This window comes from Cellulosimicrobium arenosum (assembly GCF_014837295.1).
GTDB lineage: Bacteria > Actinomycetota > Actinomycetes > Actinomycetales > Cellulomonadaceae > Cellulosimicrobium > Cellulosimicrobium arenosum.
The window spans coordinates 13,291-39,435 of the sequence record NZ_JACYHB010000013.1 but is presented as its reverse complement, the minus strand read 5'-3'; the positions used below and the strand labels follow the sequence as shown (position 1 = coordinate 39,435).

The 26,145-nt window shown below is 72.1% G+C and carries 22 protein-coding genes and 1 riboswitch; of the genes, 15 read left to right on the top strand and 7 right to left on the bottom strand.

The window, feature by feature from the left end; all coding sequences use genetic code 11:
* Nucleotide 1: 1 nt before the first annotated feature.
* Nucleotides 2-814, bottom strand: coding sequence for a TIGR03089 family protein (locus tag IF651_RS14170; protein ID WP_191829787.1), 813 nt, complete (start codon nucleotides 812-814; stop codon nucleotides 2-4).
* Nucleotides 815-967: 153 nt separating this feature from the next.
* Here IF651_RS14170 and IF651_RS14165 point away from each other — a divergent pair, with 153 nt between their 5' ends.
* The 3 genes from IF651_RS14165 (at nucleotide 968) to IF651_RS14155 (ending at nucleotide 6,604) form a co-directional block, all read left to right on the top strand.
* A complete protein-coding gene (locus IF651_RS14165; RefSeq protein ID WP_277818645.1) occupies nucleotides 968-1,297 on the top strand; it encodes a WhiB family transcriptional regulator in 330 nt (109 codons plus the stop codon).
* Nucleotides 1,298-1,394: 97 nt separating this feature from the next.
* Nucleotides 1,395-4,757 carry a glycosyltransferase gene (locus IF651_RS14160; protein WP_191829786.1) on the top strand — a complete coding sequence of 1,121 codons (3,363 nt, stop codon included), beginning with the start codon at nucleotides 1,395-1,397 and terminating at the stop codon, nucleotides 4,755-4,757.
* A 5-nt stretch (nucleotides 4,758-4,762) separates the two neighbouring features.
* A complete protein-coding gene (locus tag IF651_RS14155) occupies nucleotides 4,763-6,604 on the top strand; it encodes a DUF5719 family protein (protein WP_191829785.1) in 1,842 nt (613 codons plus the stop codon).
* A 55-nt stretch (nucleotides 6,605-6,659) separates the two neighbouring features.
* Here the strand turns inward: IF651_RS14155 and IF651_RS14150 are convergent, their stop codons facing one another.
* Complete coding sequence (locus IF651_RS14150) at nucleotides 6,660-7,040, bottom strand: metallopeptidase family protein (protein WP_241744473.1); 381 nt, start codon at nucleotides 7,038-7,040, stop codon at nucleotides 6,660-6,662.
* A 333-nt stretch (nucleotides 7,041-7,373) separates the two neighbouring features.
* Here IF651_RS14150 and IF651_RS14145 point away from each other — a divergent pair, with 333 nt between their 5' ends.
* Nucleotides 7,374-7,730, top strand: a complete 357-nt coding sequence (locus IF651_RS14145; RefSeq protein WP_191829784.1) for a DUF3499 family protein — start codon at nucleotides 7,374-7,376, stop codon at nucleotides 7,728-7,730.
* 1 nt (nucleotide 7,731) lies between these two features.
* Here the strand turns inward: IF651_RS14145 and IF651_RS14140 are convergent, their stop codons facing one another.
* Nucleotides 7,732-8,349: a dTDP-4-dehydrorhamnose 3,5-epimerase family protein gene (locus IF651_RS14140; RefSeq protein ID WP_191829783.1), complete on the bottom strand. Its 618-nt coding sequence runs from the start codon at nucleotides 8,347-8,349 to the stop codon at nucleotides 7,732-7,734.
* 107 nt (nucleotides 8,350-8,456) lie between these two features.
* Here IF651_RS14140 and rfbD point away from each other — a divergent pair, with 107 nt between their 5' ends.
* Nucleotides 8,457-9,341 carry a dTDP-4-dehydrorhamnose reductase gene (rfbD, locus tag IF651_RS14135; protein ID WP_191829782.1) on the top strand — a complete coding sequence of 295 codons (885 nt, stop codon included), beginning with the start codon at nucleotides 8,457-8,459 and terminating at the stop codon, nucleotides 9,339-9,341.
* A 41-nt stretch (nucleotides 9,342-9,382) separates the two neighbouring features.
* Here the strand turns inward: rfbD and rfbA are convergent, their stop codons facing one another.
* Nucleotides 9,383-10,246, bottom strand: a complete 864-nt coding sequence (gene rfbA / locus IF651_RS14130) for a glucose-1-phosphate thymidylyltransferase RfbA (RefSeq protein WP_191829781.1) — start codon at nucleotides 10,244-10,246, stop codon at nucleotides 9,383-9,385.
* A gap of 146 nt (nucleotides 10,247-10,392) precedes the next feature.
* Here rfbA and rfbB point away from each other — a divergent pair, with 146 nt between their 5' ends.
* On the top strand, nucleotides 10,393-11,388 hold the full coding sequence (gene rfbB, locus IF651_RS14125) for a dTDP-glucose 4,6-dehydratase (RefSeq protein ID WP_191829780.1): 996 nt from the start codon (nucleotides 10,393-10,395) through the stop codon (nucleotides 11,386-11,388).
* Between the two features lie 124 nt (nucleotides 11,389-11,512).
* Here the strand turns inward: rfbB and IF651_RS14120 are convergent, their stop codons facing one another.
* On the bottom strand, nucleotides 11,513-12,325 hold the full coding sequence (locus IF651_RS14120) for a C40 family peptidase (RefSeq protein WP_191829779.1): 813 nt from the start codon (nucleotides 12,323-12,325) through the stop codon (nucleotides 11,513-11,515).
* A riboswitch (cyclic di-AMP (ydaO/yuaA leader) is annotated at nucleotides 12,325-12,497 on the bottom strand. Its footprint overlaps the gene before it by 1 nt.
* A gap of 195 nt (nucleotides 12,498-12,692) precedes the next feature.
* On the opposite strand from IF651_RS14120, the gene IF651_RS14115 reads away from it, so the two are divergent.
* Nucleotides 12,693-14,192 (top strand): phosphomannomutase/phosphoglucomutase, encoded by a 1,500-nt coding sequence (locus IF651_RS14115; protein WP_191829778.1) that lies wholly within the window; start codon nucleotides 12,693-12,695, stop codon nucleotides 14,190-14,192.
* Nucleotides 14,189-14,374, top strand: a complete 186-nt coding sequence (locus tag IF651_RS14110; protein ID WP_191829777.1) for a Trm112 family protein — start codon at nucleotides 14,189-14,191, stop codon at nucleotides 14,372-14,374. The genes IF651_RS14115 and IF651_RS14110 overlap by 4 nt, the downstream gene beginning before the upstream one ends.
* Before the next feature lie 46 nt (nucleotides 14,375-14,420).
* Here the strand turns inward: IF651_RS14110 and IF651_RS14105 are convergent, their stop codons facing one another.
* On the bottom strand, nucleotides 14,421-15,782 hold the full coding sequence (locus IF651_RS14105) for a SpoIID/LytB domain-containing protein (protein WP_191829776.1): 1,362 nt from the start codon (nucleotides 15,780-15,782) through the stop codon (nucleotides 14,421-14,423).
* Nucleotides 15,783-16,074: 292 nt separating this feature from the next.
* Here IF651_RS14105 and IF651_RS14100 point away from each other — a divergent pair, with 292 nt between their 5' ends.
* From IF651_RS14100 to IF651_RS14085, 4 genes are all read left to right on the top strand, one after another.
* Complete coding sequence (locus IF651_RS14100) at nucleotides 16,075-17,946, top strand: N-acetylmuramoyl-L-alanine amidase (RefSeq protein ID WP_191829775.1); 1,872 nt, start codon at nucleotides 16,075-16,077, stop codon at nucleotides 17,944-17,946.
* A 34-nt stretch (nucleotides 17,947-17,980) separates the two neighbouring features.
* A complete protein-coding gene (locus tag IF651_RS14095; protein ID WP_191829774.1) occupies nucleotides 17,981-19,816 on the top strand; it encodes a glycosyltransferase in 1,836 nt (611 codons plus the stop codon).
* A gap of 116 nt (nucleotides 19,817-19,932) precedes the next feature.
* Entirely contained in the window at nucleotides 19,933-21,231 is a 1,299-nt protein-coding gene (locus tag IF651_RS14090) for a CDP-glycerol glycerophosphotransferase family protein (protein WP_191829773.1), read from the top strand.
* Complete coding sequence (locus tag IF651_RS14085; protein ID WP_191829772.1) at nucleotides 21,228-21,923, top strand: phosphocholine cytidylyltransferase family protein; 696 nt, start codon at nucleotides 21,228-21,230, stop codon at nucleotides 21,921-21,923. The genes IF651_RS14090 and IF651_RS14085 overlap by 4 nt, the downstream gene beginning before the upstream one ends.
* Nucleotides 21,924-22,034: 111 nt before the next feature.
* Here the strand turns inward: IF651_RS14085 and IF651_RS14080 are convergent, their stop codons facing one another.
* On the bottom strand, nucleotides 22,035-23,366 hold the full coding sequence (locus tag IF651_RS14080; protein WP_191829771.1) for a CDP-glycerol glycerophosphotransferase family protein: 1,332 nt from the start codon (nucleotides 23,364-23,366) through the stop codon (nucleotides 22,035-22,037).
* A gap of 221 nt (nucleotides 23,367-23,587) precedes the next feature.
* Between IF651_RS14080 and IF651_RS14075 the strand changes: the two genes are divergently transcribed.
* The 3 genes from IF651_RS14075 (at nucleotide 23,588) to IF651_RS14065 (ending at nucleotide 26,135) form a co-directional block, all read left to right on the top strand.
* Entirely contained in the window at nucleotides 23,588-24,586 is a 999-nt protein-coding gene (locus IF651_RS14075) for an ABC transporter permease (RefSeq protein WP_338403974.1), read from the top strand.
* Nucleotides 24,579-25,535 (top strand): ATP-binding cassette domain-containing protein, encoded by a 957-nt coding sequence (locus IF651_RS14070; protein WP_191829770.1) that lies wholly within the window; start codon nucleotides 24,579-24,581, stop codon nucleotides 25,533-25,535. The genes IF651_RS14075 and IF651_RS14070 overlap by 8 nt, the downstream gene beginning before the upstream one ends.
* A 210-nt stretch (nucleotides 25,536-25,745) precedes the next feature.
* Nucleotides 25,746-26,135: a hypothetical protein gene (locus IF651_RS14065; protein WP_191829769.1), complete on the top strand. Its 390-nt coding sequence runs from the start codon at nucleotides 25,746-25,748 to the stop codon at nucleotides 26,133-26,135.
* Nucleotides 26,136-26,145: the final 10 nt, after the last annotated feature.

Sequence of the window (26,145 nt, the reverse complement as noted above, 5' to 3'; positions counted from 1 at the left end):
CTCACGCCTGCGTGACGCGCTCGCTCTCGACGAGGCGCCGACGGACGTCGTCGTCCTCGTCGAGCAGACGGGCGCGGCCCGGTGACAGGAGGACGAGCGAGCCGTCGCAGGCGAGCACGTCCAGGACGCCGCGCAGGGCGCTCGTGACGGTGCCGTCGCCGCGCAGCAGCACGCGCGCACCGGGAGCCGGGGCGACCCCCGACCGGGCGGTCAGGAGCGAGCGGTGCTCGACGTCGTGCCCGTCGCTGCCGACGAGCGCGCGCGTGCCCGGGTCGACGGCGGGTACCCAGCCCAGCTGGTCGCCGTAGGTCATGACCGCCGACGCGGCGTCGATCGACCCGGGGGGGAGCTCGCCGTCGAACCGGCGGGCGAGCGCGGGCAGGGCGACGGCGACGAGCTGGGCGCCCGAGCCGGCCCAGTCGGCGGGGCGGGCGGTGACGACGACGTCGGGCCGGGGGGCGCCGGCGGGCAGGCTCGCGGAGACGGTCTCGCCCACGTCGGCGACGACGAGCGTCGCGCCGGTCCGCCACGCGGCCGCGGCCCACACGACGGCGCGCCAATGTACGCCCAGGTCGAGCACCACGCACGTGCTGGGTTCCGCGTCGAATTCCTCGACGAGGAGATTTGTCGTCTTGTTGATCCAGTTCTCGAGGACGGCCCCCGACAGCTCGACCCGTTCACCGTCGTCGCCGTACCACGTCAGCCGAGGACGACCCGGTTCCCGGACGACGAGTCGGAGCAGGTCAGCGACGTGCGAGGGGCGGTCGTCGGGGGCTGCCGCGGCGCTGGGCCGGGCATGGGGAGAAGTCACCATGACCACACCCTAGATCGGGGCGGTGCCGTGCCGGCGCACGCAATTTCACCCGGGCCGTCACCGCGCTATCACATTTCGGCTTGACGATGGCGGATGACACGCGTGTAATTTCTTCAATGCGGTTTCTCGTGAACGGCATGGAAGGGGCGCACGATGTGGAACATGCTGGACGGGGCGGGTGAGGTCTTTCCTACCGACTCCGGGGTAGAGATGGAGCGCGTGGCACCGGTGCTGCCGCTGTTCGGGGAGCCGGTCGACGACTCCCTCATGGGGTGGCAGGAGCGCGCGCTGTGCGCGCAGACCGACCCGGAGGCGTTCTTCCCGGAGAAGGGCGGATCGACGCGCGAGGCGAAGAAGGTGTGCACGGGCTGCGAGGTCCGTTCCGAGTGCCTGGAGTACGCGCTCGAGCACGACGAGCGGTTCGGGATCTGGGGCGGGCTGTCCGAGCGCGAGCGGCGCAAGCTCAAGCGGCGCGTGGTCTGACCCGCACCACCCCTGACAGCGCGCCCGGGCGGGCGCGCCACACCGGGGAGCGCAAATGCCGCGTCCTGGGGGTCGGGCGTCGCATGATCGACGGGACATGACTTCCTCGGACCTCGAACGCGCAGCGCGGCCCCTGCCGTCGGCCGGCGCGGCGCCGGTGCAGCAGCACGCTGCCTCGACCGGTCGCGCCCCGACGCTGCCCGACGTCGTCGCCGCGGTGACCGGAGCGGTACCGGTAGCGACCAGGGTCGTCGCCGTCGTCGTGACCCGCGGCGCCACGCCGTACCTGCCTCGCACGCTCGCCGCGATCCGCGCGCAGACCGGCCTGCCGGACGCCGTCGTCGTCGTCGACGCCGGCGCGCACTCCTCGACCGGAGGCCACCCCGACCTGCACCTCGGTGACGCGCGGTTCGTCGCCGCACCCCGCGCGCGCTCCTTCGGCGAGGCGGTCGACGCGGGCCTGGCCAACCTCACCGATCAGGAGCCTGCCCGGGCCGGGGCCTGGCTGTGGCTGCTGCACGACGACTCCGCCCCCGCACCGGACGCGCTGGAGCACCTGCTGCGCGCCGTCGAGCACTCGAGCGCCGTCGCCGTCGCCGGAGCGAAGCAGGAACGCTGGACGCCCGGTACCGGCGACGAGCCGGCGGACCCGTTCGCACCCGGCTCCGCCGGACGGCTCGTCGAGGTCGGGTACACGACGACCCCGCTGGGACGCCGCATGACCGGCATCGACGACGACGAGATCGACCAGGGCCAGCACGACGCGCGCGAGGACGTGCTCGCCGTCGGGCTCGTGGGGGCGCTCGTGCGCCGTGCCGTGTGGACGGAGCTCGGCGGCCCGGACCCGGAGCTCGGACCGTTCGGCGACGGGCTGGACCTGGCGCGCCGGGCCCGCCTCGCGGGTCACCGGGTGGTCGTCGTACCGACCGCGGTCGTGCGGCACGTCCAGGCCTCGCTCCTGGGTCTGCGGGAACGTCCCGGGACGCGGCCGGACGCGGACCGCTCCTACGCCGCCCGACGGCGTGCCCACCTCCATGCCCGGCTGACCGGCGTCGCCCCGCTGCTCGTGCCCGTGGCCGCGCTCGCGATGGTGCTCGGTGCGCCGTTCCACGCGATGTACCGGCTCCTGGTCAAGCAGCCCGGCCAGGCCCGCGACGAGCTGGTCGCGCCCCTGTGGGCGCTGGCGCGCGTCGGTCCGGTCGTGCGGGCCCGGCGCGCCGCACGACGTACGGCCCGCCTCCCGCGCCGCACCGTGCGGCCGTTGCGCGGGACCTGGCGCGAGGTCGTCGCGGAGCGCCGTGACCGGCGCCTCGCCCGGGCGGAGCGACGGCGCACCGCCACGGCGCCGACGGACATCGAGCGCGCCGAGCTGCACGCGCTGGCCGTGCGGCGGCGCGCGGTGCTCGCGTCCGTCGCGCTCGCGCTCGTCGCGTTCTCCGCGCTCGTGTTCGCGCCGATGGCGGGCGTCCTCCTCGCGGACGGGCGGCTGGTCGGCGGCGAGCTGCTGCCCGCGACGAGCACGCTCGGCGACGCGTGGCGCGCTGGGACGACCGGGTGGGTCTCCACGGGGCTGGGGGCGCCCGCTCCCGCCGACCCGTTCGTGCCCGTGCTGGTCCTCGGGGCGCTGCTCGCCGGTGGGTCGGTGCAGACCGCGGTGAACGTCCTCGTCCCCGCGTGCTTCCTCGCGGCCGGCCTGGGTGCGTGGTTCGCGGCGGGGGCGCTGACACGTTCCGTCGCGCTGCGGGCCTGGGCGACGCTCGTGTGGGTCGCCGCCCCCGTGCTGCTCCTGGCCGTCGGCTCCGGTCGGGTCGGGCCGGTCCTCGTCCATGCCGCGCTGCCCTGGCTCGCTCTCGCCGTGACCCGCGCGCTCGGCGCGCAACGGCTCGACGTCGTCACGCCCCCGACCCCGGACGCGGCCGCGCGGCCCCGGAGGCGCGAACCGGCGTCCTTGGCCGCCGCCGCGGCGGCGGGGCTCCTGCTCGTCGTCGTCGTGGCCGGTGCCCCGGTGCTGCTCGTCGCCGCCGTCGTGGCGCTCGGCGTCGTGGCGCTGGGGGTCCGGCACCACCGCCGCTACCTCGCCCTGGTGCCCGTGCCCGCGCTCGTGGTCTTCGCGCCGTTCCTCGTGCACGTCGCGCGTACCTGGCCCGACGGCGGGTGGCGCCTCCTGCTGGCCGACCCGGGGGCACCCGTCGCGGCGGAGGCGGCGCCGCCCTGGCAGCAGCTGCTCGGGATGCCGGTCGCGTCCGTGGCCTGGTTCGGGCTGGACGGTGCCGGCCCCGTGGACCTGGTCGCCCGGTGGGCGCCCCTGGTCGCGGGGGCGAGCGTCGTCGCGCTCGCGCTCGCCGGGGTGCTGCGGGCGCGTGCGGGTGCGGTCGGCGCGTGGTTCGTCGCCGCCGTCGGGCTCGCCGTCGCCGTCCTCGCCGGGCACACGCCGGTCGCGGCCGGCGAGAGCGCGGGCGAGTCCGTGACCGGGTGGTCGGGCGCGGGTCTCTCGCTCGCGCTGCTGGCCCTGCTGACGGCCGCCCTGCTCGGCGTGCCACGGCTTCCCGAGCGCAGCGCGCCGGCCTGGCGGACGGGACTGGTCGCGGCGCTCGCGGTGGTCGTGACGGTGCTTCCGCTCGGCGGACTGGCCTCGTGGACCACCGACGTCCTCGACCGGGACGACGCGTCCGTGGGCGCGGTCGTGGCCGCGACGGAACCCGTGGTCCCGCCGGTCGGTCGACAGATCCAGACCTCGCCGCGCCAGGCGCGTGTGCTGAGCGTCGAGCCCGTCGACGGCGTGGTCGAGTACGGACTGCTGCGGTCCGACGGCCCGCAGGCGGTCGACTCCTCGGCGGTGGTGCACGCACAGCAGGCGCGCGACCCCGGGGCCTTCGCGCCGGGCGTGGCCCGGCTCGTCGCCGAGCTCGTGGCCGGTACGTCCACCGACGCCGCCGAGCGGCTCGCGGACCTCGGCGTCGGAGCGGTGCTCGTGCCGGCTTCCGTGCCGGTCGACGACGTGCGCGCCGGGCTCGTCGCCCGGCTGGACATGACCCCCGGTCTCGAGCGCATGACCGAGGGTCAGGACAGCCTGATCTGGCGGGTGCGCCCCGACGGTGTCGAGCCCTCGTGGGCGCGCGTCGTCACCGGCGACGACGTCCTGCCGCTCGACGCCGACCGCACGGCCGTGCGCGCCGTCGACGTGCGGGTGCCCGTCGGGTCCGACGAGCGCGTCGTCGAGCTCGCGGAGGACGCGTCGCCCGGCTGGCGCGCGACGCTCGACGGCCGGACGCTCGAGCCCGTCGACCCCGAGACCACGGGCGGCCTGCAGGCGTTCCGGCTGGGTGCCGAGGACGGGCACCTCGCGATCTTCCACGCGACCGACCACCGGTCGCCGTGGCTGGCCGTGGCCGGTGTCGTGCTGCTCGTGTACGTGCTGCTCGCGGTGCCGGTCCGCCGGCGCCGGGCGGGAGCGAGGTGAGCCGCGTGGGCGAGAAGAGCACGACGACCGAGGAGCGGGAGCCGGCCGGAGGACGTCGCGTCGTCCGGTTCGCCGCACGCGTCGGGACGGGCCTGCTCGGCGTGGCGCTCGTGGGTGCGCTCGTCGCGTTCGGCCAGGGCACGGTGGACCGGATCCCGGGGACGGTCGGTGCGGCCGGCACGGCCGGCACGGCCGAACCCGTCGAGCAGGTCGCCGTCGCCTCCGCGCAGGAGCAGGTGGTGTGCCCGGCTCCCGCACGTCTGACCGACGCCGAGACGGTCGGCGACGCCGACTTCGCGCCGCGGCAGGACGAGACGACCGACACGCTGCGCGCGGGCCTCGCCGGGGACGGGTCGGCCACCCTCGGGGCGCTGGGCGACGCCACCGACGACGCGGGGAGCGGTGGCGACGAGATCGAGGCACCGGCGTCGGGCAGCGCCGAGGTGCGCACGGTCGACGAGGCCGACGCGGGCGCCGGTGCGGTGCTGACGGTGCTGCCGGGCGACGACGGCGCACCGCGGGCCGCCGCTTCCGCGGGCACCCTCACGACCCAGGGGGACCTGCGCGGGCTCGCGGCGGCGACGTGCGTCCGGCCCGGCGTCGGGCAGTGGCTGGTCGGCGGCAGCACCGAGGTGGGCAGCAGCGCCCAGCTCGTGCTGCAGAACCCCGGTCTGACGGCGGCCACGGTCCAGGTCACCGTCTGGGGCCAGGGCGGTCCCGCCCTCGTCGAGGGCGGCGGCCAGCAGCTCGTCGGGCCGGGCGAGCAGGTCGTGACGCTGCTCGAGGCCTCCGTGCCGGAGCAGCACCGCACGGTCGTCCGCGTCGAGGCCACCGGCGGGCTGGTGAGCGCCTACCTGCAGCACAACACGCTCGACGGCCTCGTCCCGGTCGGCGTCGACCACGTCGTGCCCGGCGCGGCGCCGGCGCGCCAGGTGGCGCTCGCCGGCGTGGACAGCGCGGGCGAGGCGGTCGACGACCCGCACGCCCCGCAGCTGCGCCTGCTCGCACCCGGCGACGAGGGCGGCGCGGTCCGCGTGCACGTCTACGGACCCGACGGCGAGGTGCCGCTCCGCGGGCTGGAGGAGGTGCGGCTCGAGGCGGGCGTGGTGACGGACCTGTCGCTCGGCGGGCTGCCCGCCGGGCGGTACGCCGTCGCGGTCGACGCCGACGTCCCGGTGGTCGCCGGCGCGCGCTTCGACCGGCGCGGGGAACGCGCACCCGACCTGCTGGAGGACGAGATCCAGTACGACCGCGCCTGGATCGCCGCCGAGGCGCGGAACGAGCCCGACGCCCCGACGGCCCAGGACCCGGTGCCGCTCGGCCAGGTCGCGCTCGTGGACGGCACGACGTCGAGCCTCACGCTCGCGGCGGTCCCCGCGGCGGTCGCCACCGCGGGCGCGGACGGGCCGGACGGCACCGGGGGCACCGGGAGCACGGCCGACCCGGTCGAGGGATCGGTGCGTCTCCTCGTGCACGCCTACGACGCCGACGGCGCCCCGCTCGGCGAGCAGGGCGTCGACGTTCCCGTGGGCAGCACCTCGACCCTCGATCCGGCGACGCTCGCGACATCGGACGAGGAGTCCGGCGCGCCCGCGTTCGTCACGGTCGACGTCGTCGGTGCCGACGGCGCGGCCGCGGTCCCGCTCTGGTCCGTGCTCGCGAGCGCGGGCCCGCCCGGCGGAGACGGCGACGACGGCGGTGAGGGCGGCGACGAGGCTGACAGCACGGACGAGGCCGACGACGCCGCGGCGCAGCCGAGCCTCGTCTCGGTCCTCGTCCCCGCGCACGACCCGCCGGGTGCGCGCACGGTCGGTGTCCGCGCGTCCGACACCGCCGGGCTCGGCTGAGATACCCGGTCGCACGCGGTCCGGGACGTCTCGACCGCAGCAGTGGGACCTGGGTTCAGAGCCCGCCCGAGTAGTGCGGGTCGATCTCCTCCGGAGATCGGGCGAGCAGGTGCGCGACCTGCTCGACCACGACGTCCCGGACGAGGTCCTGCAGGTCGTCGGCGTCGAACGAGCGCGCCTCGACCGGGTGCCGGTACACGACGATCCGTGCGGGACGTCCGGAGTCGGCGGGGAAGCACCGGCCCAGCGGCACCCCGCCGTCCTCCCACGGTGCCGGGTCGGACGGTGGCACGTCCTCGACAGCGAACTCCGTGCCGCGCAGCTGCTTGGCCCACGACCGCTCGACGAGCTCGATCGCGTCCACGACGACGTCGTCGAACTGCTCCGACCGGGACCGGTTCGCCGGTGCGGTCGGAGGCAGGAGCGGACCGCGCATCCCTCGTCCGCGGCGGTCGCGTCGCCGCGGCGGCGGGACGGACACCCCGGGGACGGGAGCCCGCGGGGGGATCATGAGCTCGCCGCGAGGCGGACCGAGCTCCGCGAGCACCTCGGCAGGGGTCGGCTCGCGCCGAGATCGCGAGCCCCCCGACCGACGACCTCGACCGGACGGTTCCGGCCGGGGACCGGGGGAGAAGGGGACACCACGCACGGCACGACTCTAGGCGCGCTGCGCCCCGCCCGCGCACACGAGCCGGTCCGCGAGCCGTCCGGGCGCCACCGGCGGCGTGTGGCAGGCCCGAGACCTGGGCGAAGGGCGTAGGGTCGCCCCGTGAGATCCGTCAGGCAGTGCTCGCGCACGGCGTGCGTCCGTGCCGCCGTCGCGACCCTCACCTACGTCTACGCCGACTCGACGGCCGTGCTCGGCCCCCTCGCGCACCTCGCCGAGCCCCACAGCTACGACCTGTGCGCGGAGCACGCGGAGCGGCTCACCGCCCCGCGCGGCTGGGAGGTCGTCCGGCTGTCGCCCCAGTTCGTCGAGACCGGTCCGAGCGACGACGACCTGTCGGCGCTCGCCGACGCGGTGCGGGAGGCGGGCAGGCTGCGCCCCGCGCCGGCGGAGCCCGCCGACGTCACCGAGGTCGGGCGGCGCGGTCACCTGCGCGTGCTGCGCGCCGAGGCCGACTGACTCAGCCCTCGAGCGTGCGCAGGAACGCGCTCACCTCGTCCCACGACGGCAGCGCACCGGCGTCGCGTGCCGCGTCGAGCGTCGGTGCCGCCGCGTCCTTCGCGGAGAACGACGGCGTCAGCGGCTCCCCGCCCGGTCCGTGCGTCGGCCAGTCGATCCCCAGGTCCGGGTCGCGCGGGTCCACGCCGTGCTCGCGCTCGGGCGCGTACCCCGTCGAGCACAGGTAGACGACGGTCGAGTCGTCCTCGAGCGCCATGAACCCGTGGCCGAGCCCCTCCGAGAGGAAGACCGCGCGCCGGTCCCGCGTGTCGAGGACGACGGCGTCCCAGCGGCCGAACGTGGGGGACCCGACGCGCAGGTCCACCACGACGTCGAGCACGCTGCCCGCGGCGCACGTCACGTACTTCGCCTGGCCCGGCGGGGTGTCCGCGTAGTGGATGCCGCGCACGACGCCGGCGCGGGACGTCGACGCGTTCGCCTGGGCGAGCTCGAGCCGCCGCCCGCTGGCCGCGCGCAGCGCGCCGGCCGTGAACCACTCGAGGAACACCCCCCGGTCGTCGGGGAACTGGCGCGGGGTGAGCTCCCACGCGCCGGGGACGGTCAGCTCTCGGACGTCCATGCCGGTCCTTCCAGGTTCTGCGGTGTCCTGCGGTGGGTAGTGTCGTCCCCGACCGAGGTGCCGAGGCAACCGGCCGGCGAGGTCCGGTCGAGGGAGCGGGGAACGTCGTGCGGTGGGTCGTGACAGGGGCGTCGGGGATGCTCGGCCAGGATCTCGTGGCACGGGTGCGGGCCGCGGGGCACGCGGTGCGGGCCCTGGACCGGGCGGCCCTCGACGTGACGGACGCGGACGCGGTCCACGCGGCGCTCGCCGGGGCGGAGGTGGTCGTCAACGCCGCCGCCTACACCGCCGTCGACGCGGCCGAGGCCGACGAGCCGGCGGCGTTCGCGGTCAACGCGACCGGGGCGCAGCACGTCGCGCGCACCGCCCGCCGCCACGGGGCGCGGCTGCTGCACGTCTCCACCGACTACGTGTTCGACGGCGCGCCGTCTGCCCCGGGTGGCGCAGCGGTGGACGTGCCGTACGCCGAGGACGCGCCGCTCGCACCCCGCTCCGCCTACGGCCGGACCAAGGCGGCGGGGGAGTGGGCCGTGCGCACCGAGCACCCGGACGCGCTCGTGGTGCGGACCGCATGGTTGTACGGGGCGCACGGGCCCTGCTTCCCCCGCACGATCGCGCGCGCGGCGGCGCAGCGGGACGCGCTCGACGTCGTCGACGACCAGGTGGGGCAGCCGACCTGGACCGTGGACCTCGCCGACCTGCTCGTGCGCCTCGTCGCCGCCGACGCGCCCGGTGGCGTCTACCACGGGACCTCGGGCGGGCGCGGGTCGTGGTGGGACCTCGCGCGCGAGGTCGTGGCCGCGGCCGGCCGCGCGGACCGCGTGGACGTGCGCCCGACGACGAGCGCGGCGTTCGCGCGCCCCGCTCCCCGCCCCGCGTGGTCCGTCCTCGGGCACGACGCGCTGCACGCCGTCGGCGTCGCACCGGTCGGCGACTGGCGCGAGCGGTGGGAGGTCGCGGCGCCGACGGTCCTGGCCGCCGAGCACGCCTGACGCGGCCGCGCCCGACGGCGCGCGCCGGCGGCCTTGTCCGCTCACTCGTCCAGCAGACCGAGCAGGTACGCGCCGTAGCCCGACTTCACGAGAGGCTCGGCGCGCTCGCGCAGCTCTGCGTCGGTGAGGAACCCGCGCCGCCACGCCACCTCCTCGGGGGCACCGATCTTCAGGCCCTGCCGGTGCTCGATCGTGCGCACGTAGTCGCTCGCGTCCAGGAGCGAGCCGACCGTGCCCGTGTCGAGCCACGCCGTACCCCGCGGCAGCACCTCGACCTGCAGCCGCCCCTGCGCCAGGTAGTGGCGGTTGACGTCGGTGATCTCGTACTCGCCGCGAGCAGACGGCTCGAGCCCGCGCGCGACGTCGACGACGTCCGCGTCGTAGAAGTACAGGCCCGGGACCGCATACCTGCTGCGCGGACGCTCGGGCTTCTCCTCGATGCTCAGCGCTCGGCCGGCGTCGTCGAACTCGACGACGCCGTACGCCGTCGGGTCCGCGACGCGGTAGGCGAAGATCGCGCCGCCGTCGAGGTCGGCGAAGCGCTGGAGACGGTCGCCCAGGCCGGGCCCGTAGAAGATGTTGTCGCCCAGGACGAGCGCCGCGGCGTCGCCGTCGAGGAAGTCGGCGCCGAGGACGAACGCCTGCGCGAGGCCGTTCGGCTCGGCCTGCACGGCGTACGTGATCGAGATGCCGAAGCGTGAGCCGTCGCCGAGGAGGCGGTGGAACGCGTCGGCGTCGTGCGGCGTCGTGATCACGAGCACCTCGCGGATCCCCGCGAGCAGGAGCGTCGACAGCGGGTAGTAGACCATCGGCTTGTCGTAGATCGGGAGCAGCTGCTTGCTCACGCCGAGCGTGATCGGGTGCAGCCGCGTGCCCGAGCCCCCGGCCAGGATGATCCCCTTCATCTCGGCAGACTCTCACGGGCGCCCACGCTGCGGCAGGAGCGGGCGGGTGAAATGCCCGCATGCGTCCGGGGGCCGGACCGTCTGCTCGCTAGAATCGCGGGCGTCGAGCGCCCGTCCTCGGCCAGCCCCGACCAAGGAGGTCCACCGTGCGAGTCCTGGTCACCGGAGGTGCCGGCTTCATCGGCGCGAACTTCGTCCACGCGACGCTCGGACGCCGGCCCGACGTCGAGGTCGTCGTCCTCGACGCGCTGACCTACGCCGCGGACGAGTCGTCGCTCGCGCCCGTCCGCGAGCGGATCACGCTGCACGTCGGGGACGTGACCGACGCCGCGCTCGTGGACCGCCTCGTGGGCGAGTGCGACGTCGTGGTGCACTTCGCGGCCGAGTCGCACAACGACAACTCTCTCCTCGACCCGACCCCGTTCGTGCAGACCAACGTCCTGGGGACGTTCACGCTGCTCGAGGCGGTACGCCGCCACGGCGTGCGGCTCCACCACGTCTCGACGGACGAGGTCTACGGCGACCTCGAGCTCGACGACCCCGCGCGGTTCACCGAGGCCACGCCCTACAACCCGTCGTCGCCGTACTCGTCGACCAAGGCGGGCAGCGACCTGCTCGTGCGGGCGTGGGTGCGGTCGTTCGGGGTGCAGGCGACGATCTCCAACTGCTCGAACAACTACGGCCCGTACCAGCACGTGGAGAAGTTCATCCCGCGCCAGATCACCAACCTGATCGACGGCGAGCGGCCCAAGGTCTACGGCGCCGGCGCGAACGTGCGCGACTGGATCCACGTGGAGGACCACAACGAGGCGGTGTGGACCATCATCGAGCGGGGGCAGCCCGGGGAGACCTACCTCATCGGGGCCGACGGCGAGCGCTCCAACCTCGAGGTCGTGCAGGACCTGCTCGAGGTCTTCGGTCGCGACCGCGACGACTACGAGCCGGTCACCGACCGCGCGGGCCACGACCTGCGGTACGCGATCGACTCCAGCCGGCTGCGCGTCGAGCTCGGGTGGGAGCCGCGGTACACCGACTTCGCCGACGGGCTCGCGCGCACGGTGGCGTGGTACCGCGAGCACGAGGACTGGTGGCGGCCGGCCAAGGCGGCGACAGAGGCCCGGTACGCGGCGGGCGGTCAGTAGGCGCTCGCCTGTGCCCGAGCAGGGAATCCGGGACTCCGCCGGAGCACGACGCGACGACGGCGCCGCCCCAGGGGGGGGCGGCGCCGTCGTCATCCGCGGTGGCGGTGCGCTGCACGGTGACGCGTCAGGCGCCGACCGCCTTGTTGCTCACGCGGATGAATGTCGGGTTGGACTGCCAGATCTGACGGACCTGGACCGACTTGCCCGGGCGAGGAGCGTCGATCTGCTTGTTCCCCCCGAGATAGATCGCGACGTGACCGGGGCTCCAGATGAGGTCACCCGGCTTGGCGCTCGACTTCGAGATCCTCTTCCCGACGTTGCGCTGGGCCGACGACGTGCGCGGCAGCTTCTTGACGCCCGACTTCTTGTACACGTACGACGTGAAGCCCGAGCAGTCGAACCCGCTCGGCGAGGTGCCACCGCTGCGGTAGGGCGTGCCGATGTGCTTCTTCGCCTCGGTGACGACGGGAGAGCCGGCGTTCTTGACCGTGAGGTCGAAGGTCTTCGTCGCCCGCTTGCTGCTGACGCCCCAGGGGATGAAGGTGACCTTGACCGTGCGCTTGCCTGCGCGGAGGTCAGAGCTCAGGTGTGTCGCAATTCTCCCGTTCGTGACGGACTTCTTGGCGACGAGCCACTTGTCGACCTTGACATAGACGGTTCCGGTGGTGGCACGACGGCCGTCCAGGGTGTTCCAGGCCGAGACCCAGATCCCGTTCTTGCCCCGAGTCTGGGACTTGGCAGATGCCTTGACCTCGATGGCCGGCTTCTTGGACGCCGCTGACGCGAGCGCCGTCGGTGTGGCCGCTGTCGCTGGCGTGACGGTGGCGACGGCCGTGCCGAGCACCAACGAGGAAGCGAGTGCTGCTGTGAGCGCGAGGCGCAGGCCCGTGCGGGGTGTTCGCAGGCGCGCCTCACCCTGGGTGCGAGTGGTAGTCATCGTGTTCTCCGGTCGCCTGCGAGGTGAGCTGTCGGGTTCGGGCTGGAGTAGCCCGGCCGCTGTTGCGGCTTCACCCCAAGGGCTCGGCAGTGCGAGCCCGTCACGAGTGGTTCCCCCGTCACTGCCTGGATCGTGACTCCTGACCGGTGGCAGTGCTCGGCGTTCCGGCAGGAGGCGCTGCGGTCGTCCGCTGCGCTGATCGACCATAACTGCAGCTGTTCGGTTATCACAAACAGGTAACAGGACATTGCCGTTGCGATGCTCGATGAATGCATGAATGCGCCCGGCAAAAGCGGTCATACCTGCATCATTGACTCGAGCGCTGTGCGACGGGGATCGCCCGGCTCCACCTCGGTAGGCTGGCCGGGTGAGCACCGACCTCTCCCACCTGATCAAGGCCTACGACGTGCGCGGCACGGTCCCCGACGAGCTGGACCCGGTGGTGGCGCGGGCGATCGGCGCGGCGTTCGCATACGCGGTCGTGCTCCCGGAGGCGCCGACCGGTGACCCGGGGGCGACGACGCGCCCCGGTGCGGTCGTCGGGCACGACATGCGTGACTCCGGCCCCGACCTCGTCGAGGCGTTCGCGGCGGGCCTGACGGACGCGGGCGTCGATGTGACGCGGATCGGGCTGTGCTCGACCGACGGCCTCTATCACGCCTCGGGTGTTCTGGGCGTCCCGGGTGCGATGTTCACCGCGAGCCACAACCCGGCCAGGTACAACGGCATCAAGCTGTGTCGTGCGGGCGCGCGCCCGGTGGGTCAGGACACCGGGCTCGCCGAGGTCCGTCACCTCGCCGAGGGGTACCTCGACGGCGGGACGCCTGCCGCGGCCGCCGTCTCTGGCTCGATCACCGATCGAGACACTCTCGCCGACTACGCCGCGTTCCTGCGAGGCCTCGTCGACCTGTCCGGGATCCGCCCCCTCAAGGTCGTCGTGGACGCGGGGAACGGGATGGGCGGCCACACGGTGCCCGCGGTCCTCGGCACGGGTGCAGGGCTGCCCGCGCTCCCGCTGGACGTCGTGCCGCTGTACTTCGAGCTGGACGGTGCGTTCCCGAACCACGAGGCGAACCCGCTGGATCCGAAGAACATCGTCGACCTGAGGGCGGCTGTCGTGGAGCACGATGCCGACCTCGGCCTCGCGTTCGACGGGGACGCCGACCGCTGCTTCGTCGTCGACGAGCACGGAGATCCTGTCTCGCCCTCGGCGATCACCGCGCTCGTCGGGCTGCGGGAGGTGGAGAAGGAGAAGCAGCGCCACGGCGACGTGACGCCGGTGGTCATCCACAACCTCATCACGTCGCGAGCCGTGCCCGACTTCTTGACCGCGGCCGGAGCGCGAACGGTTCGCACTCGAGTTGGACACTCGTTCATCAAGGCCCAGATGGCTGAGAACGACGCGGTCTTCGGCGGGGAGCACTCCGCCCACTACTACTTCCGGGACTTCTTCTTCGCCGACACCGGCATGCTCGCGGCGATGCACGTCCTTGCCGCGGTCGGTTCGCAGCCGCACCCTCTCTCCGCGGTCGCGGAGATCTACGAGCCGTACGTCGCGTCGGGCGAGATCAACTCGACCGTCGCCGACGTCGTCACGGCGAGGTCGCGCGTCGTCGAGGCCTACGTGACGCAGCAGGGGGCGGGGCCGGTGGAGGTCGACGAGCTCGACGGCCTCACCGTCTCGCACTGGGGCTCCCACCCGCAGTGGTGGTTCAACCTGCGCGCGTCCAACACCGAGCCGCTCCTGCGGCTCAACGTCGAGGCGGCAGACCAGGACATCATGGAGAAGGTGCGCGACGACGTGCTGTCGCTCGTGCGCTGCGTCGACGCCGGAGCGTCGACGCTGACCGACGAGGAGCGAGCATGACGACCATCGACCCCTGGGTGCGCGAGGCGCTGCGCTGCCCGGCGACCGGCGCGACGCTCGTGGACGGGACCGGTCCCGACGGCGAGCCCGAGCTGCACTCGACCGACGCCGAGCGGCCGGTGGCCTACCCCGTGCGGGACGGCATCCCCGTGCTGCTGGCGGACGACGCGAGGCCGCTCTGAGCGCCGGTGCTGGTGACCGGCGCTGGGCGGGTGTGAGGGCTGGCGCCTAGGCCACCGCGGTGATGCTGGTGATCCACGCGGCGGGCATCGACCGTGCAGTGGTCCGCTTGCCCACGGTCGACCGGACCACGTCGGCCTTGCCCGTCACCGTCGCCGATCTCCCCGTCGACGATGTCGCCGTGAGGGTGCGGGCCTGACCGCTCGACCACGTCGCCGTGACCTTGATGGTCTTCACGTCGTCCAGACCGAAGAGAATGCGTGCCTGTGCCTGCGTGAGCTTGCGCGACCAGGACCGGTAGCTGTTCCCGGGAGCAGCCTTGCTGTACGGGTCGGACACCGACCGCTCGTAGGAGATGCGGGACGACCACACGTCCTCCGAGTTCGCCGTCCGGCCGCCGCTGGAGGAGTAGTAGTGCGCCGCGACGGGGGTGCCGCCGTAGGTCAGCACCCGCGCCTTCGTCTCGGTGCTCACGGTGGGGTCCACTCCTGCCATCCAGGCCTTGCCGTACTTCCCGCCCGTCCCCTCGTTCTCCTTCTTCCAGCCGGTGAACTGCTGGTCGCGGACGTCGTCGACGACATGGCACAGGCAGCGGTCGTTGACCGTCATCTTCGACAGCGCGTACGAGCGGGCCGTGATGGCCTGTGCCGCCAGAGCGGAGCGGCCACCGGCGAGCCCCCACGACGACGGCATCTCGGCGATGCCGTACAGGTACTCGGTGTTGAGTCGCAGCTCGTTGGTGAGATTCGGGACACCCGCGCGGGCAGTGAGGTTCAGCCGGCCGTGCCGGTATGCGCCGTGCGCTCCCGTGACAGTCACCACGGCGGGCTTGCCCGTGGGCTTGTAGTAGCGGGTGCCCGACCAGTGGATGCGCAGCAGATGGCCGTAGTACTTCGTGTCGCCGACTGCGATCTTCGCCCGTCCGTCGGCCATCACACCGACTCGGAGCGTGGTCGTGCCCTGTCCCGACGCCAGGGTCTTGCCCGCGGAGCTCCGGACCCGCCAGTCGCCACCGGTCACCGTGACCTTGGTCCAGTCGACGGTGTCGCCGTAGCTGGGCGAGCTGTACGGGTCCGGGCCGAAGACCTGCACCAGCACGTTCAGCGGGGTCGTCTTCCACGCCACCTTGGCGCCGGAGTAGTACCTCTGCAGGATGTCCCAGCTCGGGTTCCCGCGACGTGACAGCTCGTAGGCGCCGTACTGTGGCATACCCACACCGTGCCCGAAGCCCGAACCGTTGATGGTGAAGGATGTCGGAACCGCCGCCTGCGCCGGGCCCGTGACGATCAGGGACGAGCCCACAGCGAGCAGCCCGGAGACGACGACCGCCAGGAGCCGCCGGAGACCGGTGCGTCGTCGTGTGCGGTCACCGCGCTGCGCGATGGGCCGGTCAGTGCGTTCGCGCGTCATCGTCGTCCCCTCCCTGGATTCTCCTCCCCACACTGTCCCCCGGGAAGCACGGGCCGGCATGCGGAACGTTCCCGACCCAGGCTTCGAGGTGCCGATCGAGTGGTCTGTCCCTATCGTCGTTCGGGTTGGATACCTGGGCGACAGGGGGCTGACACCTGGCCGACGAGGGGAGACGAACATGGTGGCCCGGAGAATATTGCGGCTCGGCATAGCGACGACGACGGTCGTGTCCCTGGCCTGCGTGGGGGTCGTCGTCCCCACTGTCACGTTGCCGGTTCCTCAGGCGCACGCTGTGAGCCCCGACGTGGACGAGGTGGAGCTGGACGGCGTCGACGCCGACGCGAAGCGCGAACGAGGAGCGCTCGACGAGGCGGTCGGACACGCGCACGCCGAGCTCGGGAACCAGGGCGGGGGCGCCGCGCAGGACGAGGTCGAGGGTGCAGTGAAGGCGGAGGCGCTCGACCTCGGCACGGGTACGGTCGCCGATTCCGGCACCGGCGATGCTGACGGCGCGCTCGCGGCGCTGAGCGAACGGACCACCACGCAGGACTTCCTCGTCGCGGGCGTGACGTGGGATGCCTCCTCGGGCGAGGAGGTCACCGATGTGGCGGTGCGGCTGCGCGAGTCCGGGAGCTGGAGCGAATGGCAGTCGCTCGGCGTCGACGACAACGACGTCCCCGGTGGCCGCGCGGGGACGGAGCCGCTCGTGACGACCGGCGCCGACGGCGTCCAGGCGCGCGTTCGCACGGTCAGTGGCAAGGTGCCCAGCGGTCTGCAGGTCGACGTCGTCGATCCAGGCACGTCGCGCGCCGACGCGTACGTGGGAGAGGACCAGGCGCCGGCGTCGTCCGCGAACGCCGCCACCGGGTTCGAGATCCGGCCGAAGATCGTCTCCCGGGCGGGCTGGGGAGCCGACGAGTCGTTGGCCAGCAACTGGCCCGAGACGTCGAAGTCGCTGCACGCCATCTACGTGCACCACACCGCCGGGACGAACAGCTACAAGGAGAGCCAGTCAGCGGCGCTGGTGCGCGGAATCTACGCCTATCACACGAAGTCTCGTGATTGGCCCGACATCGGCTACCAGTACCTCGTGGACAAGTTCGGCAACGTGTTCGAGGGACGCACGAGCTCGCGGTGGGACAACCCCATCGGCGCACAGGCGGGTGGCTACAACACCGGAACCGTCGGCGTCTCCGCGATGGGGAACTATGACACCGCCCGCCCGACGAGCTCACTCATCACGGCGTTGCAGAAGGTGGTGGCCTGGAAGTCCTACCAGTACGGCTTCACGGCGACGGGCGCGACCACCCTGGTCACGGGCGGGAGCTCTGGCTCGGGGACACGGGCGAGACCCGGGACGAAGGTCAAGGTTCTCCGCGTGCTCATGCACCGCACCACCAACGAGACCGCCTGTCCCGGCAGGTACCTGGCTGCCAAGATGAGCGACATCCGTTCCGGGGCAGAGGCCCGCCGCAAGGCGGCGGTCAAGAAGTACGGCGCGGCGACCTGGGCGGTCGGGAAACCGGCCACGGTCAAACCCCTCGCGACGCAGCAACCGGTGCAGTGGTACGGCACGACCACCTACAGGTGGAAGAAGGTCTCGGGAGCCCGCACCTATCAGGTGCTGCAGCGCTACGCGCAGTGGGACTCGACGATGCCGTCCACGAACTACTGGCGGGTGGTGGGTGCGACAACGGGCACCTCGATGACCGTCAGCCAGAGCGAGGGCCTGGCCAAGCAGCTCGCTGTGCGGGCGATCGGGCAGAACTGGGAGCGCGGGCCCCTCACGACGTTGGTGAAGACCTCCACACCGATTCAGCCGTCGGACTGGGTCAAGTCGAGTGGATGGACGAAGGTCACCGGCACTCCTTACTGGGGTGACTACGCCTACAAGACGACGAAGAGCGGCGCGGTGCTCAAGCTTCGCGGTACCGAGCAGGTCAAGCGAGTCGTCATCCGCGGCGGGACGGCCCCGGGCGGCGGCCGGCTGAAGGTCGCGGTGGGAAGCACGACATACAGAACGCTGGACTTCGACCAGGCAACCGACAGCGACAAGATCTTCACCGTCACGTTGCCGAGAGCGGCGAGGGGGACCGTGACGCTCAAGGCGGTGGACTCGGGCAAGCCGGTGCGCATCAGTCAAATCGCGCTGGCGCGCTGGTAGACCGCACGGACCAGTGGGGAGCTAGGGTCGGCCCGTGCACCTTGCGCAAGAGCTGATCCTGACCCTCCCGCCCGCCCGCCGCGCGCTCGCGGTGGAGGACGGTTCCGCCGCTGTCGTCGAGGGTGCCGTCCGTGTCCCCGCCGGGGCGAGCCAGGGGTTCGCCACGTACTTCTCGGCATTCCCGGCCTCGTACTGGGTGCGCTGGGCGGGGGTCACCGCCGTACGGCTCGAGCTGAGCGGTACGGGCCGCGGCACCGTGCGACTGGTGCGCACCGACCCGGGCGGCGCCGCCCGGACGGAGGTGATGGCGAGCGGGCTCGACGGCGGCGGGGTGAGCCTCGACATCGACGTCGCCGGGATGTCCGACGGCGGCTGGCTCTGGTTCGAGGTGGACGCCGGCGACACGGATGTCGTGGTCACCGGCGCGCGCTGGCTCGTCGACGTCGCGCCACGACGAACGGGTGACGTGTGCTTGTCGATCACCACGATGGACAAGCCGGAGTACTGCGTCGCCACCCTGCGCCGGATCGCGGCGTCCGAGTCGCTGGCCGACGCCGTGGGTGCAGTGTTCGTGATCGATCAGGGCTCGCGCCGCGTCGTCGACCATCCCGGGTACGCCGAGGTGGCCGAGACGCTGGGCACGAGGCTGAGAATCGTCGAGCAGCGCAACCTCGGCGGCTCGGGCGGCTTCTCGCGCGGCATGCTCGAGGCGCTCGACCGCCCGGAGACCGACGCCGTGCTCATCCTCGACGACGACGTCGAGGTGGAGCCCGAGGCACTGCTCCGCGCCATCCGGTTCCACCGCGCCGCGCGCGTGCCCGTCGTCGTGGGCGGGCACATGCTCGACCTGAACCGCCCCACGGTGCTCAACTCGTTCAGCGAGGTCGTGCACCAGCGCACCTTCAACTGGGGGCCGCCGGAGGCCGACCAGCAGTGGCACGACCTGGAGACCGGGCCGCTGCGAGACACACCGTGGCTGCATGCCCGCGGCGAGAGCGACTTCAACGGCTGGTGGATGTGTCTCATCCCTACCGCCGTGCTCCGTGATGTCGGGCTGTCGCTGCCACTCTTCCTCAAGTGGGATGATGCCGAGTTCGGGCTGCGTGCCGGCCCCGCCGGCCACGCCACGGTGTCTCTCCCGGGCGCTGCGCTGTGGCACGTCGCGTGGACCGACAAGGACGACACGGTGGAGTGGCAGGCGTACCTCCACCAGCGCAACCGGGTGGCCACAGCGTTGTTGCACGCCCGCCGCCCGCGCGCGGGCCTGCTGCTGCCACTGCTGCTCGCGAACGACCTGAAGTTGCTGCTCGGGATGCGCTACTACGCCGTCGACCTGCACGTACGCGCCCTGCGCGACCTGCTCGCCGGCCCCGGAGACCTGTTCGGCGGCCTGGAGCGTGTGGTGCCTGCGGCACGGGCCGTGGGTGCCCTCTACCCCGAGACCGTCGTGCGGCGGGCCGGGGACCCGGTGTACGACACGGCTGCCCCCCGCGTCCGAGCGGGGGAACCAGGGAACAAGCCGGCGTCTTCCGCGGCGCTCGCGGGACTCGTGGTGCGCGGGGTGCTGCGCCACCTGCGCCCCGGATCGAGCGGGCCGACGCCGCGCGTCACCCTGACCCGAGAGCAGGCGGCGTGGTGGGAGGTGCCGCTCCACGACTCGGTGCTGGTGCTCGCCGGTGACGGCCTGTCCGGCGTCTGGCTGCGCCGCGATCCCCGGCAGTTCTGGCGGCTGGCCGGTGCGTCCGTCGCCGCACACCTGCGGCTGGCGCTGCGGTGGCGGAAGGCGTCGGCACGATGGCGCGCGGCCATGCCGGTGCTCGTCGACCCGGAGAGCTGGCGAGCGACCTTCGCACCGCAGGAACGTCCCTAGGAACGGTGGGATATCCCGCACCGGCGGCCCGGTTGCGTGCGCCTCGAAGGTCGCGGCCGGCCTGAACGGTATGCTGCGACGCGTCCCCGCTGACCGTCGACGCATCAGGAGTGCTCATGCCTGCCACACCCCGGGCCGCCACCGTGCGGCGCCGGATGCGGTCCTTGGGAGGCAAGCTCGTCCGTCGGTTGGGGATGCTTCCGGGCGGCATGCCGGACGGGCTCGGCGAGGACGAGGCGCTGCTCGGCACGTCGTGGCCGTACGAGGTGCTGGTCTATTTCGCCGACACTCCTGATGCGCTCTACCAGATCGAGCAGTGGTACGACACCTTTCGCGCGCTGCATGCCGAGCACCCGGTCGTCATCGTGACCCAGGACTCCCGCACGGCGCGCGCGATCCGCCGTGACAGCGGGCTGGACGTGCGCACCGTGGCGCACTACACGACGCTCGACGACGTCCTCGCCCGATCGCCCACGAAGCTTGCGCTCTACGTCAACCACAACCCGCAGAACTTCACCTGCCTGCGCTTCGGACAGCTCGTGCACGCTTCGCTCATGCACGGCGACAGCGACAAGCTCGTCACCGTCTCCAACCAGACGAAGGCGTACGACTTCTCCTTCGTCGCCGGGCAGGCGGCGGTCGAGCGCATGGCACGGTTCAGCACCTTGTACGACGCGCGTGCCCGGTGCGTACCGGTGGGGCGCCCGCAGCTCGACGGCCAGATGCGGCTGCGCGCGCTGGCACCGCGCGGGCCTCTGCCCACGGTGCTCTACGCACCCACCTGGGAGGGCGGGCAGCCGTCAGCCGAGTACGGGACCGTGGCCACCCACGGGCTCGCGATCGTGCGTGGCCTCGTGGAGTCGGGGCGCTATCGGGTGCTCTACCGTCCGCACCCGCTCACCGGCGTCCGCGTCGCGGCGTACGGGGAGGCAGACAAGGTGATCCGGGAGTATCTGGCCGCTGCGCCCGCCCCGGACGAGGGGCTCGCCCACGCCACCGACACCCACGGCGACGTCGCACCGGCGTTCGCCGCGGCCGACCTGCTGATCTGCGACGTCTCCGGCGTCGCGATGGACTGGCTCGCCACGGGAGAGCCGATCGTCGTGACCCGGCCGGTCGGTGACGTGATCATCGCGTCCAGCCCGCTGCTCGAGCTCGCGCCGGCGTTGCCGGTCGCTGCGCTCGGCGATCTGCCGGGCACGGTGGACAGCGAGCTCACCCATGACTCGACTCGCGATCAGCGCCTCGCGCTGCGCGAGCACTATCTCGGCGACACTGCCCCAGGGGCGTCCACGCAGCGGTTCGTCGCTGCGTGCGAGCGCCTCATGGAGATCCGTGACCGAGAGGTAGCGCGGGTCGAGGCCAGCAGCGTGCCGAGCGCCGCACCGACAGGTATCGAGAGAGGAACGCAATGAGCATCCAGGCAGTGATCTTGGCGGCGGGCATGGGGACCCGTCTGGGCCGGCCGCACCCTAAGCCGCTGACGGAGCTGCGCGACGGCCGGACCATTCTCGCCCAGCAGCTCGGCAACCTCCGCGCGGTCTACGGACGCGAGGCAGAGGTGCTGATCGTCGTCGGTTTCAAGCTCGACATGATCCTCGAGGCCGCACCGGACGTGACGTACGCGTACAACGAGGTCTACGACCAGACCAACACCTCCAAGAGTCTCATGCGCGCCCTGCGTGTCACCGGCGATCGTGGCGTGCTCTGGATGAACGGCGACGTCGTCTTCCACCCGGACGTGCTGCGTCGCGTGCAGCCGCTGATCGACCAGCAGAAGTCGTTCGTCTGCGTCAACACCTCGGTCGTGGGCGACGAGGAGGTCAAGTACACGGTCGACGAGCAGGGCGACATCGCGGAGCTGTCGAAGACCGTGGGCGCCGGGGCGCTCGGTGAGGCGGTCGGCATCAACTACGTGGCACCGCAGGACAAGGCAAAGGTGCTGCAGCGTCTCGTCGAGGTGGACGATCAGGCGTACTTCGAGCGCGGTGTCGAGCTCGCCATCGAGCGCGACGGCGTCAAGGTCACGCCGGTGGACATCTCCGACCTCTACGCGGTCGAGGTCGACTTCGCCGAGGACCTGGAGCGCGCGAACCGCGAGCTCTGACCTCTCCGCCGTCCGAGTCTGCTGGTCGGATCGGGCCAGGTCGGGTCGGCACGTCGAGCCCGTCGAGACGGCGTCTTGACGGGCTGGACCTCCGTCACGGCCTGATCTTCGTCATTCGGCTTCGATGTCGTCGACCCGGGCGCGGTGGTCGCGCAGCGGCTGCTGGACCGCTCGTGCGGGGCGGCCGACGAGCATGGCGTCGCGGCGGTCCACGCAGTCCGACATGAAGTCGAGGAATCGCCGGCTGCTCTCCCCGCGGGGGAACCCGAAGTAGTGGTCGCGCACGCCCAGCCGGGCGTCGTGCCGTGGGTCGGCCGCGAGGTTAGCGGCCAGGATCTCGGCCACGTCGCCCACGCTGCCTCCGTCGACGATGTCGACGGCGCTCGCGACGGGCGCCTCGGCGACGATGCGCGCGCGGTCGGTGCGCCGGTCCGTCAGCACGACGGGTGCCTCGGGGCGCAGGTACAGGAAGTCGAGGCCGACGGACGATATGTCCGTGACCAGCAGGTCGGCGTCGTCGAAGAGACCCAGGATGTCGGCGTCGAACGGCATCTCGTGCGGCGCTCCCGCAGCTCTGGCCGCCGTGAGGAGCCGCGCAATCTCCGCGTGGGCTCCGACGACGCCTGGCTCGGTGGCCGTGAGCACGCGCGGGTGGGGTTTGTAGACCACGCGCACGTCGGGAAGGCCGAGGAGCGCGCGCACGATCGCGACGCCGTACACGTCGACCGACGTGTAGTTGTTGGTGTCGTCCTCGCCGGACCAGGTCGGCGCGTAGACCACGGTGCGCCGGCCTGGTGCGGGCGCGAGCACGGGGGAGACCTCGAGGTCCAGCTGGGGGCGCCCGCACACCACGAGCCGGTCGATGTCGAAGTTGATCAGGGCGCGTGCGTGCCGCTCGATCGCGGCCTGGCCGGCCACGACCACGTGGTCGTAGGCCTTGGCCTGGTTGGAGACCATCGAGACCTTGTCGGACTCGCCGTGGTTGACGTGCACGTGCAGCGAGCGCTGGTGGATGAGCGACTGGAAGTTGCGCCAGCCGTTGTTGACGTAGACCACCGTCTTGACATCGATCTGGTCGTAGACGCGCCGTAGCCCGTCGAGCGTGCGGGAGTAGATCACCGGCAGCGTCGTCTCCTGGCGGAGCTCCAGGGTCACCGCCCAGTTGCGCGTCACGACGGCGAGCGGATGGCCGTGGGCGACGCGCTCGAGCACAGGTAGCCACTGCCTCAGCTGGTAGGCCTGGTTGGGGGTGTCGGCGAAGTAGGCGACGACGTCGTACCGCGGCAGCTCCTCGATCGGAGGGTCCAACGGCGGCGGCTCTTGGATGAACCAGGCCTTGACGCTGCGCTTGGCGAGCGAGCCACCCTTCAGCAACAGCTGGCCCAGCTCGTGACGGCCCCGGTGGACGAAGGTCGACGATCGAGGAGTTCCGAGGTCGGGCATGCCGTCCTTCCGTAGTCGCAAGAGCACAGGATCCGCCTCCCTGCAGGGACGCCCGAAGTATCCCACGGGTACCCGCGCGCGCCCCTGTCGGTCACGCTCCGGTCACGCATCATTCACCTGTCGTGCCTCCTGTACGCAACCAGAAGGTCCTGCGATCGCTGTAAGATCGTCCAGGCCGGAAAGACGCAGGCCGAACCACGGAAGACGGGTACCCAGGATTCGTGACCACCGACACCGCTAGGGGCGCCCCATCTGGCGACCGCGGGACGCCGGGAGCCAAGGACGACCTGCTCCGCCCACCGGAGCCGATCGTTCCCGACACCACCTCCCAGGAACGACTCGCCCTCGCGACGCAGTTCGACCTGCGTCAGATGGGTGTGCGCCCCCCGCTCAAGGACTATGTGCGCGACGTGGTGTCGCGCTGGCCGTTCATCCGGACCCTCGGGACCTCGACGGCGTACGCGAAGAACCAGAACAACTATCTGGGGCAGCTGTGGGCGGTTCTCAACCCCACGCTCAACGCCATCGTGTACATCCTGATCTTCGGCATCTTGCTGGGGACCACCCGCGGGCTCGAGAACGCGATCGCCTTCATCGTGATCGGCACGTTCCTGTTCCGGTTCGTCGAGCAGTCGGTGCACGCGGGTTCCAGGTCGATCGCGCAGAAGACCAACCTCATCCGGTCGATGCACTTCCCCCGGGCGGTGCTGCCGACCGCCCAGGTGGTCTCGCTGCTGGCCACACTGGTGCCGGCGCTGCTGGTGATGTGCGTCATCGTCCTGCTCAGCGGCCTCCTTCCGGCCTACCCGATGATCCCGATCCGGTGGAGCTGGTTGCTGCTGCCAGCCATCGTGGCGCTGTTGTGGATCTTCAACACCGGCGTCGCGTTCATGGTCGCCCGCGCCGTGGCCATCACGCCGGACCTGGACAACGTCATCGGCTTCATCATGCGTCTGGTGATGTACGGCTCCGGAGTGATCTTCCCGGTGACGCACTACGTCGACCGGCTGCCGGACGCGGTCCAGGGCATCGTCGGCGCCATCCTGGAATATCAGCCGATCGGCGTGTTCCTCTACGTGGCGCGCTCGATCCTCACGCAGGAGCCGGAGATTCCCCAGGACCCGTGGATGTGGCTCTGGGCAGCGCTGTGGGCCATCGTCGCGTTCGTCGTCGGCTTCATCGTCTTCTGGCGTGGAGAGGAGCGGTACGGTCGTGACTGAGTCCGAGCTCGATCTCGACGTCGACCTCGAGGAGGACTTCGAGCCCGAGGACCTCGAGGGTCCGTCGCCTGTCGCGACCCTGGGGGACCCGGTCCTCGTCGTCGACGACCTCAATATCGTCTACCGCGTGTTCGGCGGCAAGGCCAAGCAGGTGGCGGGCGGGGCGAACGTCAAGGAAGGCACCGCGCCGCGACGCTCGTTCCTCCGGCGTCTCGTCAGCTCTACGTCGCAGCACGTGGGCGCGGTGAGCGAGGTGCACGCGGTGCGCGGCATCTCGTTCGTCGCTCGCCACGGAGAGTCGATCGGCATCGTCGGTATCAACGGCTCTGGCAAGAGCACGCTGCTGCGCGCCATCACCGGCCTCATCCCGCCGCACTCCGGCGGGGTGTACGTCGCAGGCGATCCGGCGCTGCTCGGCGTCAACGCCGCCCTCATGCCGCAGCTGACCGGCGAGAAGAACATCTGGATCGGCGGGCTCGCACTGGGCCTCACCCCCAAGCAGGTGGAGGAACGCTTCGACGACGTGGTGGAGTTCGCCGACATCGGCGACTTCGTCTACCTGCCGATGAAGACCTACTCCTCGGGCATGTCGGCGCGCCTGCGCTTCGCGATCTCGTCGGCCGCGACACCCGACATCCTCATGATCGACGAGGCCCTGGCGACGGGCGACGCCGCATTCAAGGCGCGCTCCAAGGCACGCATCGACGAGGTGCGCAAGAACGCCGGCACGATCTTCCTGGTCAGCCACTCGACCAGCACGATCGAGGCGATGTGCACCCGCGTGCTGTGGGTGCATCAGGGTCAGCTCGTCATGGACGGGCCCACGGGGGAGGTGCTCGAGCATTACCGGACCTTCGTCCGGGCACACCGTCAGGCGCGGTCGTCCGCGCGAGCGGGGGGCGTCGGGCCACGAGCGCGCTCGAAGCAGCGCAGCAAGAAGTCGGACTGATCTCTCGGCCCCGAGGGAGCGGCCTCGGGGCCCGGCTTCACCGGCGTTGACACGGACGGTCGGAGGATGGACGTTCCCGGTTCTCCGTGTGCCCAGCAGTTACGATGGGCCAGCGAGCAGCGCCGCTGCCCATCTGCCGCCGATGCAGCTCGGCGAGGCTCAGCAGCGCCTGATCCTTTCACCACTCACCAGCACCGCAAGGTATTCCACATGTCGTTCTCGACTCGCCAGCTCGCCGCCATGGCTCTGACGGCGGCGTACATGGTCGTTGCCGCACTCGTCTGCCTCCTCGCCCCGCCGCGGGTGGGTCTCGTCGTCGTCCTCGTGACCGTCGTCCTCTGCGCGGCGGTCGTGCTGTTGTTCCTCCGAAGGGTCCTCATCGGCGTCCACCAACTGCGGCAGAGCGGTTCACGGTCGACGGCGGACGCCTCTCGGTCGACGAGCAAGGCGGTCCAGAGCGAGCTCGGAGCGGTGAACGCTCGCCTGGACCGGATCGAGCAGCACCTTCCAGACCGCCTCGCGGCCCGGATCGCGTTCGAGCTCTCGCACGTGGACCGTGACTCGGGTAGTTCGCGCGCTGCTGGTTCGACCGAGCTGTAGGACTTAGCAC

What these genes read in the sequence shown, in the direction of transcription:
- IF651_RS14105 (WP_191829776.1), bottom strand. Translation starts at nt 15,782, where the DNA reads ATGACGCGCGAACGCACTGACCGGCCCATCGCGCAGCGCGGTGACCGC.
- IF651_RS14085 (WP_191829772.1), top strand. Translation starts at nt 21,228, where the DNA reads ATGAGCATCCAGGCAGTGATCTTGGCGGCGGGCATGGGGACCCGTCTG.
- IF651_RS14140 (WP_191829783.1), bottom strand. Translation starts at nt 8,349, where the DNA reads ATGGACGTCCGAGAGCTGACCGTCCCCGGCGCGTGGGAGCTCACCCCG.
- IF651_RS14165 (WP_277818645.1), top strand. Translation starts at nt 968, where the DNA reads ATGTGGAACATGCTGGACGGGGCGGGTGAGGTCTTTCCTACCGACTCC.
- IF651_RS14110 (WP_191829777.1), top strand. Translation starts at nt 14,189, where the DNA reads ATGACGACCATCGACCCCTGGGTGCGCGAGGCGCTGCGCTGCCCGGCG.
- IF651_RS14090 (WP_191829773.1), top strand. Translation starts at nt 19,933, where the DNA reads ATGCCTGCCACACCCCGGGCCGCCACCGTGCGGCGCCGGATGCGGTCC.
- IF651_RS14120 (WP_191829779.1), bottom strand. Translation starts at nt 12,325, where the DNA reads ATGACTACCACTCGCACCCAGGGTGAGGCGCGCCTGCGAACACCCCGC.
- rfbA (WP_191829781.1), bottom strand. Translation starts at nt 10,246, where the DNA reads ATGAAGGGGATCATCCTGGCCGGGGGCTCGGGCACGCGGCTGCACCCG.
- IF651_RS14160 (WP_191829786.1), top strand. Translation starts at nt 1,395, where the DNA reads ATGACTTCCTCGGACCTCGAACGCGCAGCGCGGCCCCTGCCGTCGGCC.
- IF651_RS14080 (WP_191829771.1), bottom strand. Translation starts at nt 23,366, where the DNA reads ATGCCCGACCTCGGAACTCCTCGATCGTCGACCTTCGTCCACCGGGGC.
- IF651_RS14150 (WP_241744473.1), bottom strand. Translation starts at nt 7,040, where the DNA reads ATGCGCGGTCCGCTCCTGCCTCCGACCGCACCGGCGAACCGGTCCCGG.
- IF651_RS14065 (WP_191829769.1), top strand. Translation starts at nt 25,746, where the DNA reads ATGTCGTTCTCGACTCGCCAGCTCGCCGCCATGGCTCTGACGGCGGCG.
- IF651_RS14170 (WP_191829787.1), bottom strand. Translation starts at nt 814, where the DNA reads ATGGTGACTTCTCCCCATGCCCGGCCCAGCGCCGCGGCAGCCCCCGAC.